Here is a 17,380-nt window from a genome sequence, read left to right as displayed (position 1 = left end):
CTTTATTCAAAGTTTCAAAATAATTTCGCATCGGTGCAAAGTAATGTTCTTCCCAACCTTTTTTGTAATGATCACCAGATTCTGGCACATTGGTGTGTTTTAGAGTTAGTGTTGTTTGTACATCATTTTCAGAAAGCAGAATTTCTATTTGAGAATCCGTTTCACTGTCTTCAAAATTACTACTTCTCCAAGATTGAACAATCTTATTATAAGGTTCTAACTCTATATTCTTTCCTGTAATATAACCTTCCCATGCTGTAAACTTTTCACCAACTTTATCTGAAACAAAAGCCGTACCTCCAGTCATTTTAGTATGCCTCTGTGTGCTTAACCATGATTTATAAATTTGTTTTGCCGTTGCCTTTATAGTTGTTGTTAATGTAAAATCCATATCGTTATAATTATATATTTCTTTGGTTAAACTTTTGTACTAATAAATATAACTAATTTCGCAATATGATAAAAACTTTGCAACTACGTATTAATCTTCATGAAGAAGGTAAACCTGATGGTTTGCTGAATAAAGCAGCATATGAATTGGGAATGAAACCTTCTGAGATTTCTGGAATTAAGATTCTTAGAAAATCGATTGATGCACGCAAACGTCGAATCATGTTTAACTATAAAGTTGAAGTGTATATCAACGAGCCTGTACCTGAGACATCAGATTACACTTTTGATTATAAAGATGTGTCTAACGGTAAACCCATTCATATTATAGGCTTTGGACCAGCAGGAATGTGGGCCGCATTACGTTGTATAGAATTGGGTTATAAACCCATTGTTTTAGAACGTGGTAAAAATGTTCAAGATCGTCGTCGTGATTTAAAAGCTATAAATCAAGATCATTTTGTAAATGAAGATTCTAATTATTGCTTTGGAGAAGGAGGAGCTGGAACTTATAGTGATGGTAAACTCTATACGCGTAGTTTAAAACGTGGTGATGTTCGCAGAATTTTTGAAAATCTTGTGTATCATGGTGCGACAGACCAAATTTTGGTAGATGCCCATCCACATATTGGGACTAATAAATTACCGAAGGTTGTTCAGAATATAAGAGAAACTATATTAAAATTTGGAGGAGAAGTACATTTTGAAACAAGAGTTACAGACTTAACTATAAAGGACAATAAAATTGTTGCCATTCAGCTTAAAAATGGAAATGAATTAGAAGTTGAAAAAGTTATACTAGCAACAGGACATTCTGCTCGAGACATTTTCTATTTATTGAATGATAAGAATATCGCGTTAAAGGCAAAATCATTTGCCATGGGAGTTCGTGTTGAGCATCCTCAAGAAATTATTGATGGTATTCAGTATCATTGTAAAGGCGAACCACGAGATGAATTATTGCCTCCTGCAGCTTATAGTTTAGTGCAACAAGTTAATAACCGTGGAGTCTATTCGTTTTGCATGTGTCCAGGTGGGTTTATAGTACCTGCCGCAACGGCTAATGGCGAAGTTGTAGTTAATGGTATGTCACCATCAAAACGAAATAATAAGTTTGCAAATTCTGGTATTGTTACCGAAATTAATGCAGATAAAGATTTATACAAATACGAACATTTTGGTGCTTTAAAAGCAATAGAATATCAAAAAGACTTAGAACGTTTGGCTTTTACTGCAGGTGGACGACGACAATCTGCACCAGCACAAAGACTTACCGATTTTGTTGAAGGCAATCTATCTGCTAGTTTAAATGAAACCTCATACCAACCTGGTTTAAAATCAGCACCATTGCATTCCTTATTACCAAAACTAATTGGTGGTTCATTACGTAAAGGGTTTAAAGCATTCGGAGAAAAAATGAGAGGTTATTATACAGAAGAGGCTAATGTAATTGGTGTAGAATCGCGTACCTCATCACCAGTAAATATACCAAGAACAGAAACCTTAGAACATCCAGAAATCTCTAATTTATATCCTTGTGGTGAAGGTGGTGGTTATGCTGGTGGCATAGTTTCTGCAGCTATGGATGGCGAGCGTTGTGCTGAAGCAGCAATAATTGGATTGTAAATAATAAAAATTAAATTGTTCTGAAGTTTCGGAACTGCTAAAACAGAATAAAGGCTCTCTATATTTAAATAAAGTAATGTTTAATTTTTGCTCTAATATCTAACAGCGAAGCGGTCTAAAATCTAAAAAAAATATTCCTATTTTTGCATCTTAAATTAAAACAGCAATGAACGCATATATCTTTCCAGGTCAAGGAGCTCAATTCTCAGAAATGGGATTAGATCTTTACGAAAATTCACCTTTGGCACAAGAATTATTTGAAAAAGCTAATGATATTTTAGGCTTTCATATTACAGACATTATGTTTGAAGGTTCTGCAGAAGACTTAAAGGAAACGAAAGTAACACAACCTGCTATATTTTTACATTCGGTAATCTTAGCTAAAACTTTAGGTGATACTTTTAAGCCAGATATGGTTGCAGGTCACTCGCTTGGAGAATTTTCAGCTTTAGTCGCTGCTGGTGCTTTAACTTTTGAAGATGGTTTAAAGTTAGTATCGCAACGTGCTCGAGCGATGCAAAAAGCATGTGAAATACAACCAAGCACTATGGCTGCAGTTTTAGGTTTAGAAGATGATATCGTTGAAAAAATATGTGCAACAACAGAAGGTATTGTTGTTGCTGCAAACTACAATTGCCCTGGTCAGCTAGTAATTTCTGGTGATGTTGAAGCAATAAACAGAGCATGTGAAGCTCTAAAAGAAGAAGGCGCAAGACGTGCTTTGGTACTGCCTGTTGGTGGAGCATTTCACTCACCACTTATGGAACCAGCACGAGAAGAATTAGCTGCTGCAATTGAGAATACGACTTTTAGCAAGCCGAATTGCCCAATATATCAGAATGTAACGGCATCTGCCATTACTGATGAAAACGAAATAAAAGCCAATCTAATTTCTCAATTAACTGCACCTGTGCGTTGGACACAATCTGTACAACAAATGATAGCTGATGGTGCATCACATTTTACAGAAGTAGGCCCTGGAAAAGTTTTACAAGGTCTAGTAAGAAAAATAAACAGAGAAGCAGAAACCGCTTCAGCAACTCTAGATACTAACGCCTAATCTCCCTATCGTTTTGAAGAGAAACTTATTTATCGTATCCCTTATCGTATTTAATATTGCTATTGATCAGATTTCGAAAGTATTGGTTCGCGCTAATTTTGAATACGGTGAAATTAAATCCCTCGTTGGAGACAAGTTTATAATGCAATATGTTGAAAACAAAGGAGCTTTCCTAGGTATGGGTAGCGACATGAACGACACTTTAAAACTAATTTTCTTGCTCATTCTTCCTACTTTAGTATTGGGATATGTGATATATTACATAATCAAAACGAAAGAACTAGACCGTTTAAGCCTAATTGCATTCTGTTGTATTATAGGCGGTGGAATCGCTAATGTTTTTGACCGTATCGTTTACGGACAAGTCACTGACTTTTTCTTTATCAACTTAGGTGGTGTTTTTAAAACAGGGATTTTTAATGTTGCTGACCTTTCAGTAACCACAGGAATGATAATGCTACTATTTAGTGGTATTTTTAATAAAAAGAAAAAAGAGGCTTTAGAAGCCTAAGTTGAATTATTGTTTGTAAATCATCCCATTCTTCATTACAAAAGTAACATTCTCCATTGTTGAAATATCCTTTGTTGGATCTTCATCTACAGCAATAATATCGGCTAAGTAACCTTCTTTAATTTGTCCTAATTCGGTTTCCATGTCTAGCAACATCGCATTTGTTATTGTTGCACTTTGTAAAGAAAACATTTGAGACCATCCGGCTTCTACCATATAAACAAATTCTTTCGCATTTTCACCATGAGGAAATACTCCAGCATCAGTCCCAAATGCAATTGGAACACCTTCTTTAATAACCATTTCAATAGTTTTATCAAGTACAGCCATTGTGCTTGTAATTTTAGGAAGAATCACTAGCGGATAATAATTTGGAATTTTAGCTTTTTCTTCAACATATCGTCCTGCAGAAAGTGTTGGCACTAAATACGTGTTGTTTAGCTTCATTAATGCAGCAACTTCTTTATCCATAAATGACCCATGCTCTATCGTTTGAACTCCTGCAATTACTGCGCGCTTCATTCCTTCTTTTCCATGAGCATGAGCTGCTACAACCATTCCGTACTCTTTGGCTGTTTTTACGATTTCGTTAACTTCCCCTTGCGTGAATTGAGCATTCTGACCATTTTTAGCCACACTCAAAACACCACCTGTTGCAGTAATTTTTATAAGGTCTGCACCGTTTTTATAGCGCTGTCTAACCGCTTTCCTAGCATCTTCTAAACCATTTATAACTCCTTCAGCAGGTCCAGGATCACCCATTAATTCTTTTCGCATTCCATTTGTTGGATCTGCATGACCACCTGTAGTGCCAATAGCCTTTTCTGCTGTAAAAATTCTTGGTCCTGAAACTGTTCCTTTATTAATAGCATTACGTAGTGCAACATTTACACCACTTCCTCCTAAATCTCTAACTGCAGTGAAACCAGCCATTAATGTTCTTTTAGCAATCTCTACAGACACGAATGCTACATCAGCTTTATTTTTTGTGAATCGCTCTAAATAACGAGTTGGACTTGTTTCTCCTTCAATATGCACATGCATATCAATTAAGCCAGGCATTACAGTTTTAGATTTTAAATCAATAACTGTATCTTCAGAATTCTTAGGATTAGTATATCCATCTTCAACACTAATAATTTTATTACCTGAAACAATGACTGTTTTTTCAGTTAAGACTTTACCAGATTCTGTATCTACTAATTTTCCACAATGTAAATAGGTGCTCTGTGCTGTAAGTGAAACTGTAAAAAGTAGCACTAAAATTCTGAGTAAAGATTTCATATTCAATTTATTTATTTCTAATTTTCTGTTCCCATTTCCAAGCAGAAGACATAGCGTCGTCTAAACTCAATTCTGTTTTCCAACCTAACACATTATTGGCTTTAGAAGTTTCTGCATAAGCAGCTGTAATATCACCTTCTCTTCTATCCACGATTTTATATTTTAATTTTTTTTTAGATACTTTCTCAAACGAATGTATTGCTTCTAATACAGAACTTCCTTTACCTGTTCCTAAATTAAAAACTTCGTAGTTAGATGTGTTTTTATTTTCTAATAACCGTTGAAGAGCTACAACATGCGCTTTTGCTAAATCAACCACATGTATATAGTCTCTCACACAAGTTCCGTCTGGAGTTGCATAATCACCACCAAAAACAGAAAGTCGTTCTCGCATACCCATTGCCGTTTGCGTAATAAATGGCACTAAATTTTGTGGGACTCCTATTGGTAATTCACCTATTTCAGTCGAAGGGTGTGCACCTATCGGGTTAAAATATCGCAATGCTATGCTGTTTAATTTTTCATTGACCTTACAAGTATCTTGTATAATCTCTTCACCAATTTGTTTGGTATTACCATAAGGTGATTGAGCTGGTTTTACTTGCGCATTTTCAGTTATTGGCAATTCGTCCGCCTGTCCATAAACTGTACATGATGAACTGAAAATAAAATTTTGTCTATTAAGTTTAGTCATTTCTTGAAGCACATAAACCAAAGTACTTATATTATTTTCATAATACATTAAAGGTTCTTTTACACTTTCTCCGACGGCTTTGCTAGCTGCAAAATGTATCACACCGACAACATCACTGTGTTTACTGAAAAATGATTTAACATCTGATTTTATTTTTAGATCGAGTTCCTCAAAATAAGGTTTAATACCTGAAATCGAAGTAATACCCTCTAAAACTTCAAGGGAAGAATTGCTTAAATCATCAATAATTACAACGTCAAAGCCTTCGTTTTGCAATTCAACAACAGTATGTGACCCAATAAAACCTAAACCACCAGTAACTAAAATTTTCATACTCTAATTTGCGTTTATAAAGTTTAAAACTGTCGTTGTTATAAACTCTATTTGCTCATCATCTAGCTCAGTGTGCATTGGTAAAGAAATTACAGAGGTTACTAAATGATTAGTAACTTTAAAATCATCTTCGTTATATCTATTGTCTGTATATGCTTTTTGTTTGTGTAAAGGGATTGGGTAATACACTCCACAAGGGATATTTTTCTTCTGTAAATGCGCAACCAAACCATCTCTATTTACATCTTTTAGGTTGAGTGTATATTGATGAAACACATGGCAATCGCAAGTGTCACATATACCATCACAGGCTGTTAATCCGCTTGGTGTTGTAATTTTAGGATGATTTTTAAATGCTTCATTATATTTTCTTGCCGCATTTCTTCTCGCTTTATTGTAAGTATCTAAAAGCGGTAATTTAGCATCTAAAACTGCTGCTTGAATGGAATCTAATCGTGAGTTTACACCAACAACATCATGATGATAACGCTCGTACATACCATGATTTACGATACCTCTTATGATATGCGCTAATTCATCGTCATTGGTAAAAATAGCTCCTCCATCACCATAACATCCTAAATTTTTTGAAGGAAAAAAAGACGTTGAAGCCACGTGACCTATCGCTCCTGTTTTTGTTTTAGAACCATCTCTATGTGTATAATCTGCACCAATACCTTGTGCATTATCTTCAATGACATATAAATTATGCTCCTTTGCCAAGTCCATAATAGCATCCATATTAGCTGCTAAACCAAATAGGTGCACAGGCACAATTGCTTTTGTTTTTGGTGTAATTGCGTTTTTAATAGCCTTAATATCTATGTTAAAAGTAATGGGATCTACATCTACCAAAACTGGTGTTAATTGTAAAAGTGCAATAACCTCAACAGTAGCAGCAAAAGTAAAATCAGCAGTTATAACTTCATCACCTGGTTTTAAGCCTAAACCCATCATTGCTATTTGCAAAGCGTCCGTTCCGTTAGCACATGGAATTACGTTTCTAACTCCCAAATAATCTTCGAGGTTTTTTTGGAACTGATGTACTTTTGGACCGTTTATAAAGGCCGCACTATTCATCACTTCTTCTATCGAAGGATCTACTATATCTTTAATTTTAGCATATTGACCTAGAAGGTCTACCATTTGAATTTTTTTCATTCTGAAGAATACATTTTAGTCTAAATAAAAAAGCCTAATGCTCTAAGCGAAAATACGAAATTGTAATCGCTATGACAATGAACTCGTCTTGACTTTTTCTATTTCCTAAAAAATAATTAATATTCGCCCATATTTCATCTATTCTCTCATACATAGCAATGCTATGTCTTTCAAAAATAGTCTCATCTGAACAAATTCTATCTCATTTTCGGTTAAACACAAAAAGTCAAGACAAGTCCAATGCATTTAATTGAAAGAAATGTATTTTAGCACAAATCTTTGTCTTTGAGAATATTTTATTCCATAGGAATTTACATTGCGAGTTTTGTTATAAAACTGTTGTCGCTGTTTAATACTAAACTAAAACAAGGTGTTAATGGAAGAACAGAAACATTTCAAAAACTTAAAAATTCTATTCAACCCAATGATAAAACCTTTTGGTTTCATTGTGCCTCTTTAGGAGAATACGAGCAAGGCTTACCTGTTTTTGAAGCCTTAAAAACTAAACATCCAAATTATAGAATAGTACTATCCTTTTTTTCACCTTCGGGTTATGAGGTTAGAAAAAACACAAAACTTGCTGATGTCGTTGTTTATCTTCCTTTAGATACAAAAGCTAATGCAAAACGTTTTTTAGACATCGTAAATCCAGATTATATCATCTTTGTAAAGTATGAAATATGGCCAAATGTTTTACTAGAAATAAAAAAGCGACAGCTCAATGCCATACTAATATCAGCTGTATTTAGAGAAAACCAAAGCTTTTTTAAATGGTATGGTCGTTTTATGAAATCTGCCTTATTTGGATTTAAACATATCTTCACCCAAGATGAAAACTCTAAAACATTACTTAATAGTATAAATTATCAAAATACTTCAATTTCTGGAGATACACGCTTTGATCGTGTTTCAAATCAACTAAAAGTTGATAATTCTGTTTCTTTTATTGAAGAATTTAAAGCTGACAAACTATGCGTCGTTTTTGGAAGTACATGGCCAGAAGATGATAAGTTGTACATAGATTTTATCAATAATCATTCTAAACAAAACATTAAGTTTATTATTGCGCCTCATAATATAAAACCGAGTTACACAACTTCTTTGCATTCTCAACTAGAATTGAAAACCATCAGTTTTTCTGAAATGAATAACAAGGATTTATCTAATTACAATGTTTTTATTATGGATACTATTGGTTACTTGAGTAAAGTCTATAGCTACGCTGATATTGCATATGTTGGAGGAGCAGCTGGTTCAACAGGCTTGCATAATATATTAGAACCTGCCGTTTTTGGTATTCCAATTTTGATTGGTGAAAATCATGATAAATTTCCAGAGGCAAAAAAATTGATAAAGATCGGAGGATTAAACTCTGTTTCAACTTCTAAAGTTTTCGAATCGACAATAAATGAGTTAATAAATAACAGTTCTATCAGAGAAAAACAAGGAAGTATAAATAAGGATTATATACAAAAAAACAGAGGTGCTGTCCTCCAAATCCTTGATTATATACATATATAACACAGATGTGCAAAGAATGAGTTGTGAATTTATGTTAAAAATTCATTGAAATTAATATTTTCGTATATTAACAAAAATTAACACTAAAACTATTAAAATGAAAAAAGTTGTATTAAGCTTAGCACTAGTTGCTGTGCTAGGATTATCATTTACTTCTTGTAGAGAGACAAAGGAGAAGACTGAAGACGCAGTAGAGAATGCTGCTGATGCTGCAAGTGATGCGGTAGAAGATGCTACTGATGCTGTAGAAAGTGCTGCAAAAGATGCAGTAGATAGTGCAAAAGAAGCTGGTAGTGATGCTGTAAATAACGCTAAAGAAGCCGCAGGAGATGCAGTGGATAGTGTTAAAGATGCTGCAAGTGATGCTGTAGAAAGTGCAAAAGAAGCTGGTAGTGATGCTGTAGATAAAGCTAAAAAAGCTGGTGCTGATGCTGTAAATAATGCAGCAGATAAAATGAAAGGTAACTAATCACTTTTCGTTATATAAACTAAAAAGCCTGATGAAAATCAGGTTTTTTTATGCCTTTCATTAGCATATTGTTATATTGCTTTAATAATTAACGAGCTATTTTATACATGAAAAAAATCATTTTACTTTCATTTTTACTGGTAAATTTTGCCGCAATTTCTCAAGATAAAATTCCCTATATCGATTATGAAACTATCGTTGAAGAAGTTACAAAGTTCTCAAATGATAAAGATTATAGCAAAGCTTTAGAGTCTTTAAATAAGATAAGTAAAAACGATTCAACCTATTGTTCTATACTCACCTCAAAATCTTACTATCTTATTCAACAAAAAAAGTATAAAGCAGCTATAGAGGTTTCAGATGAAGGATTACAATTGAACTGTGAGAGTAGTTCTCAATTATTCTTAATGATGAACAAGGGAGTAGCATTAGAGAAATTAGAGAAATATCAAGACGCTATAACTATTTACGATAAAGCTCTAGAGATTTTTCCTGCCAATCACAAACTTTGGTTTAATAAAGCTACCTGTTACGAAAAAATGGATGACATTCCAAAAGCAATAGCTGCCTACCAAGAGGTTATTACAATAAGCCCTCTTTACAGAAATGCACATCTATTCTTGGGTAATATCTGCTACAAGCAAAACCTTACAACGCAAGCTCTTATGTGCTATAATATGGCGCTTATGGTAGAGCCAGATTCTGAGCGTGCATTTGCTCTTCTTAAATACGTTAATGAAGCCATCTCTGGAAAAAACGAGAATGAAGCTAATGACGAATTGGTTGTTTCTGAAGATGATGAAGCCTTTGAAGATATTGACCTCATACTCGATAATAGAATTGCACTAAGTAATGACTATAAAGTTGATCATGATATTGACATTGCGCTAGTTAAGCAGAGTCATGCCATATTAGAACAGCTAGAAGATTTTGAAGGCAATGGTGGTTTTTGGGACAAGCGATACGTACCAATATATAAGTGGATTAAAGAAAGTAAACAATTTAATGATTTCGTTTACACTTTAGTTTATTCAATAAAAAATGAGAAATTAAAAAAGCTGGTGGCTAAGAAAACAGATAATGTAACAGCATTTATGGCGAGACTCATTTCAAAATCTTATGATGTGATGTCACCTCAAGAAAAAATGATTGATGGCACCGAAAAAGATATTAATTACTACTTCTTGGAGGGAGTTCTTCAAGGTGAAGGACAAATGAATGGTGAAACTACAATCGGCGATTGGGTCTATTACAACATAAATGGTAAAATAAATGGAAAGGGTGGCTACGATAATAAAGGTGAAAGGCATGGAAAATGGTCTTGGTATCACAATAATGGAAAACTAAAAGAAACTGCTGTTTATACAAATGGTGTGCTTAATGGCGAAAACAAATCTTGGTACGATAACGGCAAACCTTATATTTCTACTTACATCAAAGACGGTAAATTTGAAGGCGAGTACTTATATTTCCTGTCAACTGGAGCTTTGAAGCAAAAAAAATATTACAAGGCTGACGAATTAGACGGAAAATATCTGGCTTATTTTGATGTTGGTGAGTCTATTCTAGAATTTGATATTGACTATACGGGTGATAAAGCCCAGAAAAGCACCATAGAATTTTATACAAATGGAGATATTTATTCTAAAATTGAATTTAAAAACGGTGAGCGCAATGGTCTTGAAACCAAATATTATTGGAATAAACAAAAATCATTAGAAGCTACTTATACTAACAATGCACTCAATGGTTCTTACATAGAATATCACTCCAATGGCCAAATAAGTCAACAAGGTCAAAGTATAGACGGCTTTTTTGATGGTAAATGGAAAACGTATTATCTAGATGGTACCTTAGAGTCTGAAATCGAATATGACAAAGGTAAATTTACTGGCTTATATAAGGCCTACGATACAGACGGAAAACTTTATTATGAATTTGAGTATAGGCGTGGTGAAATTATTAACTATAAGTATTTTGATAAAACGGGTGAAGTCCTTACCCAAAATCGCAAAAAAGGCGGCAAATTTTACTTTAAGGGGTTTTATCCTAACGGAAGTATATTGTCTGAAGGTGAGTACGATATTAAAGGTGGTAAGATGGGAGAATGGAAATTCTTTGATGACAATGGAATTTTAACCGAACAAGGAGAATATGAAGAGGGTTTAGCTATAGGAACGCACAAAGCATATTATACTAATGGACAGGTCTATAGTATTTCTCAATTTAACAAAGGTAATTCAACAGGTTATTATGAGGCATTTCATATTAACGGTAAGCTTCAAACGCAAGGCTGGTACAAAGATAGTTATCAACATGGAGAATGGAGATTTTACAATATTGATGGGGTTTTAAACAATATCAGCTTTTATCATAAGGGGCAAGTACATGGAAAACAACAAGTTTTTGGAGTAAACGGTGATTTAACTAAAGACACCTATTATCAGTTTGGTACAGTAATTAAAGAGGTCTTCTATAATACTAATAACAAAATTCATCAAACAGTAGATTTTGCCAATGCCAAAGAAAAATACACCCTTATAACTAATCACTTCAATGGAAATAAAGAACGAGAAATTAATTATGTCAACAACTTAGAACATGGCAGCTATAAAAGTTATGATTTTGATGGTAACTTATCCATTACTGGCAGTTATGTTAATGGCCAACAGAATGATGAATGGATATGGCGTTTTCCAAATGGGAATGTAAAATATAAAGAAACATATCTAAATGGTAGTGAAAATGGGAAATCTATTCGCTACTATGAAAATGGGCAAATTGAAGATGAGTCTTATTATGAATATGGTCTAAAAAGCGGGACTTGGCTTTCGTATTTTGAAGATGGGAAAATAGATAATAAAACCACTTATGTAAAAGGAAACCAACATGGTCGTAAAGAATTTTACAGCCAAAACGGAAATCTACAATTGGTGAGGTTTTACAATCATGGCACGCTCATTGGTTACTCTTATTTAGACACTTCGGGTAATGAAAAAGAGATGATTCCTATTATAAAAGAGACAGTAAAAGTTGAGGCATTTTACGACAATGGCAAACCTTCTAGAACAATGAATTATAAAAATGGTCAACTTGTTACTAATTATAAGACTTATTATTATTCTGGTGCTTTAGAAAACGAATTACAATATAAAGATGGTGAGTATCATGGTGATTATATAGATTATTATGAAGATGGTACCATTAAGAAAAAATCTAACTATTATTTTGGCGTTCTTGAAGGAATAACAACTATAAATCACCCTAGTGGCAAAACAAAAGAGGTTGTAAACTACAAGACCAATGAAAGACATGGTGAGCGTAAACTCTATGATAATAGTGGTCAATTAATTAAAACAGAATATTATTTCAATGGTTCAGTATATAAAGCAGAATAAACCCAAGCAGTACATATTATTATTAGTAGTCTTAAATTCTTTTTTCTTTGCACAAGCGCAATATTCAGAAGAATTTAAAGCCTTAAAAAGCAAATATCCAGAAGCTTCGTTTGTGAGATTGCTGGATGAAATTAAAATTTCAGTAAAACTAAAGAATGATGAACTAGAGATTAAACAGTATTTTTTGGAGGAGGATTTATTTTTAGACGAATCTGCAACCTACGGATCTAAGAAATCATTAGACTTTTCAGCGTTTTTCGAACTAGAATCTGTCGAAGCAACTTCCTACCAATATAAAGACGGAAAATACAAAGCCTTTGAAGTAGAAGATTTTGTTGAAAAAGATGAATTAGAGAATTCGTTTCACGACGACACAAAATCGCTCAATTTTATCTATTCTAATTTAGCCGAAGGTGGTAAAACTAAATTAGAATACACAGAAATTGTAAAAAACCCAAGGTTCTTAAGTCCTATATTCTTTGGCAATTTCTACCCAATTAAAAATAAAAAAGTCACCCTAATTGCTGATATAGAAGTCAATTTTAGATTTCAGGAGTTTAACACAGATGGTTATACTATTGTATTCAATAAAGAAGAAAAACGAAACTCTATTATTTACACATGGGAAATAAAAGATGTTGATGAAATTAAATACGAGAGTAGTGTCCCAACTTACAAAAAAGTTTTGCCACATATTGTACCTATTATAACATCTTACAATACAAAAGACAAGGAGGTAAAACTATTAAACGATGTATCAGACCTCTACAATTGGTATTATTCTATGGTTAAAGATATTAATCAGCAGCCGACAGACGATGCCTTAGTGGCTTTGGTAAATGAGATTACAAAAGACAGCAATACAGAACTAGAAAGAGTGAGAGCTATTTATTATTGGACACAACAGAATATTAAATATATTGCTTTTGAGTATGCCTTAGGTGGTTTTATTCCGCGTGAAGCCAATGATGTGTTTAACAAAAAGTATGGCGATTGTAAAGATAACTCTAGTATTCTTTATGAAATGCTAAAAGTTGCAGGCTTAAAAGGCAATTTAACCTGGATTGGCACTCGTACAATTCCTTATTCTTATACAGAAGTACCAACACCAATTGTAGATAATCATATGATTTTATCGTACATAGAAGCTGGTAGAACTTATTTCTTGGATGCTACAGGTCGTTATCTTCCGCTTGAGATGCCATCGTCTTTTATTCAAGGTAAAGAAGCATTGATTGGAGATGGAGAAGGGAAATTTAAGATTGAAACTGTACCTATAATGGATCCTAGAACAAACTCTTACATTCAGAAATCGAATTTAAGGTTAAGTGACAATCATCTTATTGGTAATGGTGAAACCACATTATCTGGCTATTATAAAATTGATTTTTATAATCAATTAGAAACAAACAATTCGGACAAAGAATTAAAAAATTATTATACGCAAAAACTAAGAAAGGGTAATAATAAATTTCTAATTAAAGATTTTGAAGAAATAAATAAATACAGTTATGACGATGACTTTAAAATTAAATATAAGTTTAACATCAATGACTATGCTAAACAGCTAGGAGATGAAATTTACATTAACCTCAACCTTAAACGTGAAGCTAGTAATTTCAGAACAGAAGAAGACAGGGAAAATGAAATTGAAGTCACTTATAAAAGTTATTATATTTTCGAAAACACTTTAGAGATACCACAAGGTTATGCAGTAGATTACATGCCAGAAAATTATGAGTTAAATAACACCTTTGTTAGGTGTAATATTTCCTACAACCAAAAGGATAATAAAATAATTTATAAACAAGAACTTACAATGGATTTTCTATCGCTTTCACCAGTAGAGCAAAAGATTGTAAATAATGCAATTAAAAAAATAGAAAAACAGTACAAAGAAACCGTTGTCTTTAAAAAACTCAATTAATACACATGAAATTATTTAAACTAAGCCTACTCACGTTCTGTCTATTTATCTTAACGGCAAACAGCCAAGCATTTTACAAAAATTATGATTGGGATAAAACACCTAATTATAATACTAAAGACTATGCTAATGACAATTTAGTTGCTCTCAAAGAAAAAATTACAACTGAATTCTTCTTTACAGAAGACAGCCAGTTTGTTGAGTTTTATTTAGAACATAAAACGTACTATTTAAACTCAGATGAAGCTATTGAAGACTACAACAAAATTTATTTGCCTTACGATTCTGATTCAGAATTATTGGTTAATAAAGCCAGAGTTATTACACCTTCAGGAAAAGTAATTGATTTAGATGATTCCAAAATACTAACAGCAACAAATGACGAAACAAAAAGAACCTATAAATACTTTGCTTTTGAAGGTATAGAAAAGGGTAGTTTTATTGAGTTTATGTATGTTGTAAAACGAAGTCCTGTGTATAAAGGGAAACGCATTAGTTTTCAAGATGAATTTAAAAAGAAGAATATTGAATTTGATGTCTTCGCACCGTCTAATCTTGTCTTTAAATTTAAGAGCTATAATGGCTTAAAAGAGGTTGAAAAAGATACCATCATTGAAACTAAAAATCATTGGTCTTTTAAACTCTCAGAAGTTGAAAAACTGGAAGAAGAATCACAAGCTCTATACTCAGCAGAGCGCCAATTTATTATTTATGCTTTAGATTCTAATACAGCAAATAATACTAGAGATATTACTTCTTATGCATCAGTGGCACAAAATGTATATAATTTCTATAATGCAGAATTATCTAAAAAAACTAAAAATGCTTTAAAAAGACTTATTAGAGAGCTAAAACTAGAAGAAAATGCAGATTTAGACACTAAGATTAGAGCCATAGAAAACTATATAAAAACTAATATTTTCGCTGCAGAATTTAGTAGTGACAAACTATCTAATTTAGATTCTATCATAGAAGAAAAAGTAGCTAGTGAAAGTGGTTTAATTAAGCTATATATAGCGATATTTAATGAATTAAATATTAAACACAATATGGTATTTACTTGCAGTAGAAAGTTTATGCATTTCGATAAAGAGTTTGAAGCCAACATCTTTTTACAAGACATTATTATCTACTTCCCAAAGACTAAAAAATATTTAGCACCAAATGAAAATGAGTCTCGTTATGGTTTTCCTCCTGGTTATTTAACAGACACTTATGGTCTTTTCATTAAACAAGTAAAAGTAGGCGATTTTGTATCTGCTGTTGGTAAAATAAAAAAAATTAAACCAGTTGATGCATCTCACTCTACTGATAACATGATTATCAATGTTAATTTTGATAGTGATGATATTTCTACTACATATATTAATCTTAAAAGATCAATGTCTGGTTACTATGGCATGTTTATACATCCATATATAGATTTAGTTAAACCAGAAGACAAGAAAGAACTTATTGAAGGTTTTGCAAAAAATCTAAATGAAGGTGTTACTATTAACAAGATTAAGATGGAGAATGATAAATCTGAATTATTCGGAATTAAACCTATTGTATTTGATATCGATTTCACATCTGATGCCTTTGTAGAAAAGGCAGGCAAGAAATATCTTTTTAAAGTCGGAGAACTCATCGGCTCACAAATGGAATTATACCAAGAAAAAGAGAGAGTTCTTTCTTTAGAAAATGAATTTCAACGCAGCTATGAAAGAACTATCAACATTACAATTCCTGAAGGTTATACTATTGCAAATCTTGATGAAATTAACATTGATAATGAGTTTGAAAAAAATGGGAAAATATTATTAAGCTTTAAATCTTACTATGAATTAGATGATAATCTATTAAAAATCACTGCTAATGAATATTATAAAATCAATAAAATTCCTGTAACTATTTATGAAGATTATAGACGAGTGATTAATAGTGCTGCCGATTTTAATAAGATTACACTGTTGTTAATTAAAGAGTAAAATTATTAAAGTGACGACTCACTCAAATTTAGTTCACTTGGCACTACAATAGTTTGAAGTTTATGATTTTGAGCACCTATATTATCAATAAGGAGTTTCATAGACATTTCACCAATTTTATGCGCTTTCTGATGGATAATTGAAATCTTTGGACTAGATAATAATTGTGTATGCTCATATCCAAACCCTATAACAGACATATCCTTAGGTATTCTTTTACCTAATTTTTTAGCCATATTAATAGCAACAATTCCGGTAATGTGATCTATTGAAATGACAGCGTCAATCTTACTGTTTTTGGATAAATAATTATAGATACTCTCCTCAACATCAACAGCATTATCGAGTTTTAAAATATTAGGCTTTAAATTATTGTCTTGTAATGCTTTTGTGTAACCTTTAGTTCTTAATTTTCCAACACTGAGCTCTTCAATATTACTAACAAGTAGTATGTTTTTTCTATGCTCTTTTTCTATTAAATACGCTGTAGCTTCATAAACCGATTTAAAATCATCAACAATAACTTTATCACATTCAATTTCGTTAACAACCCTATCGAACATTAAAACAGGTATTTTACTGTCTAAAATAGACTCTATATGATGTGTTTCTCTCTTTATTTGGCTCTCTCTCGCAACAGCAATTATAAAACCATCAACACTTCCATTAGATAATAGTTCTAAGCTACGTTCTTCTTTATATAAAGTTTCATTAGAAAGACAAACAATGATGTCATAATCATTATTTGTAGCAGCCATTTCGATACCGTGTAATACCTCAGCAAAAAATGGATTTGTAACCGTTGGAAGTATTACACCAATAGTTTTAGTTTTACTTGTCTTTAACTGTTGTGCTATTCTATTAGGTTTGTAATTAAGTTTAACGGCCAACTCTTTAACGCGTAGTCTAGTATTCTCACTTATCTCATGGCTATTATTTAATGCCTTTGAAACTGTAGAAACAGAAATATTTAGAAGTGCAGCTAACTCTTTAAGTGTAGTCATTATTCAAGGTTTTCTATTAAAATATAAAAGAG

Annotated in this window: 13 protein-coding genes; 8 read left to right on the top strand and 5 right to left on the bottom strand. The window is 32.5% G+C overall.

Annotated features, from left to right (window positions below; all coding sequences use genetic code 11):
* The coding region (locus tag AAC053_RS04220; protein WP_339753175.1) for an SRPBCC domain-containing protein at positions 1–391 on the bottom strand (391 nt) is incomplete at its 3' end.
* A gap of 65 nt (positions 392–456) precedes the next feature.
* Here AAC053_RS04220 and AAC053_RS04215 point away from each other — a divergent pair.
* The 3 genes from AAC053_RS04215 to lspA all read left to right on the top strand — a co-directional run bounded on the left by AAC053_RS04215 (position 457) and on the right by lspA (position 3,587).
* The gene (locus AAC053_RS04215; RefSeq protein WP_339753172.1) at positions 457–2,016 is read left to right on the top strand and encodes an FAD-dependent protein; all 1,560 of its coding nucleotides are present in this window, start codon (positions 457–459) and stop codon (positions 2,014–2,016) included.
* Between the two features lie 166 nt (positions 2,017–2,182).
* Complete coding sequence (fabD, locus tag AAC053_RS04210; protein ID WP_339753169.1) at positions 2,183–3,076, top strand: ACP S-malonyltransferase; 894 nt, start codon at positions 2,183–2,185, stop codon at positions 3,074–3,076.
* Between the two features lie 13 nt (positions 3,077–3,089).
* Entirely contained in the window at positions 3,090–3,587 is a 498-nt protein-coding gene (gene lspA / locus AAC053_RS04205) for a signal peptidase II (protein WP_339753166.1), read from the top strand.
* A gap of 6 nt (positions 3,588–3,593) precedes the next feature.
* Here the strand turns inward: lspA and AAC053_RS04200 are convergent, their stop codons facing one another.
* Genes AAC053_RS04200 through AAC053_RS04190 form a run of 3 tightly spaced genes read right to left on the bottom strand, consistent with a single transcriptional unit; the run spans position 3,594 to position 7,059 of the window.
* Positions 3,594–4,871 (bottom strand): amidohydrolase family protein, encoded by a 1,278-nt coding sequence (locus tag AAC053_RS04200; protein WP_339753164.1) that lies wholly within the window; start codon positions 4,869–4,871, stop codon positions 3,594–3,596.
* Between the two features lie 7 nt (positions 4,872–4,878).
* Positions 4,879–5,898, bottom strand: a complete 1,020-nt coding sequence (galE, locus tag AAC053_RS04195; RefSeq protein ID WP_339753160.1) for a UDP-glucose 4-epimerase GalE — start codon at positions 5,896–5,898, stop codon at positions 4,879–4,881.
* Positions 5,899–5,901: 3 nt separating this feature from the next.
* Positions 5,902–7,059 carry a DegT/DnrJ/EryC1/StrS family aminotransferase gene (locus tag AAC053_RS04190; RefSeq protein WP_339753159.1) on the bottom strand — a complete coding sequence of 386 codons (1,158 nt, stop codon included), beginning with the start codon at positions 7,057–7,059 and terminating at the stop codon, positions 5,902–5,904.
* 285 nt (positions 7,060–7,344) lie between these two features.
* On the opposite strand from AAC053_RS04190, the gene AAC053_RS04185 reads away from it, so the two are divergent.
* The 5 genes from AAC053_RS04185 (at position 7,345) to AAC053_RS04165 (ending at position 16,344) form a co-directional block, all read left to right on the top strand.
* Positions 7,345–8,580, top strand: coding sequence for a glycosyltransferase N-terminal domain-containing protein (locus tag AAC053_RS04185; RefSeq protein ID WP_339753158.1), 1,236 nt, complete (start codon positions 7,345–7,347; stop codon positions 8,578–8,580).
* Positions 8,581–8,677: 97 nt separating this feature from the next.
* Complete coding sequence (locus tag AAC053_RS04180; protein ID WP_339753155.1) at positions 8,678–9,049, top strand: hypothetical protein; 372 nt, start codon at positions 8,678–8,680, stop codon at positions 9,047–9,049.
* Between the two features lie 107 nt (positions 9,050–9,156).
* Positions 9,157–12,447 (top strand): tetratricopeptide repeat protein, encoded by a 3,291-nt coding sequence (locus tag AAC053_RS04175; RefSeq protein WP_339753152.1) that lies wholly within the window; start codon positions 9,157–9,159, stop codon positions 12,445–12,447.
* Positions 12,422–14,374, top strand: a complete 1,953-nt coding sequence (locus AAC053_RS04170; protein WP_339753149.1) for a DUF3857 domain-containing protein — start codon at positions 12,422–12,424, stop codon at positions 14,372–14,374. The genes AAC053_RS04175 and AAC053_RS04170 overlap by 26 nt, the downstream gene beginning before the upstream one ends.
* A gap of 5 nt (positions 14,375–14,379) precedes the next feature.
* Positions 14,380–16,344 (top strand): DUF3857 domain-containing protein, encoded by a 1,965-nt coding sequence (locus tag AAC053_RS04165; RefSeq protein ID WP_339753146.1) that lies wholly within the window; start codon positions 14,380–14,382, stop codon positions 16,342–16,344.
* A gap of 5 nt (positions 16,345–16,349) precedes the next feature.
* On the opposite strand, the gene AAC053_RS04160 is transcribed toward AAC053_RS04165, so the two are convergent.
* Positions 16,350–17,348, bottom strand: a complete 999-nt coding sequence (locus tag AAC053_RS04160; protein WP_339753143.1) for a LacI family DNA-binding transcriptional regulator — start codon at positions 17,346–17,348, stop codon at positions 16,350–16,352.
* Positions 17,349–17,380 lie beyond the last annotated feature (32 nt).

This window comes from uncultured Winogradskyella sp. (assembly GCF_963975125.1).
In the GTDB taxonomy this organism is placed as follows: domain Bacteria; phylum Bacteroidota; class Bacteroidia; order Flavobacteriales; family Flavobacteriaceae; genus Winogradskyella.
Note: the sequence above shows the minus strand (reverse complement) of the source record. Positions and strands in the feature narration are given on the sequence as shown.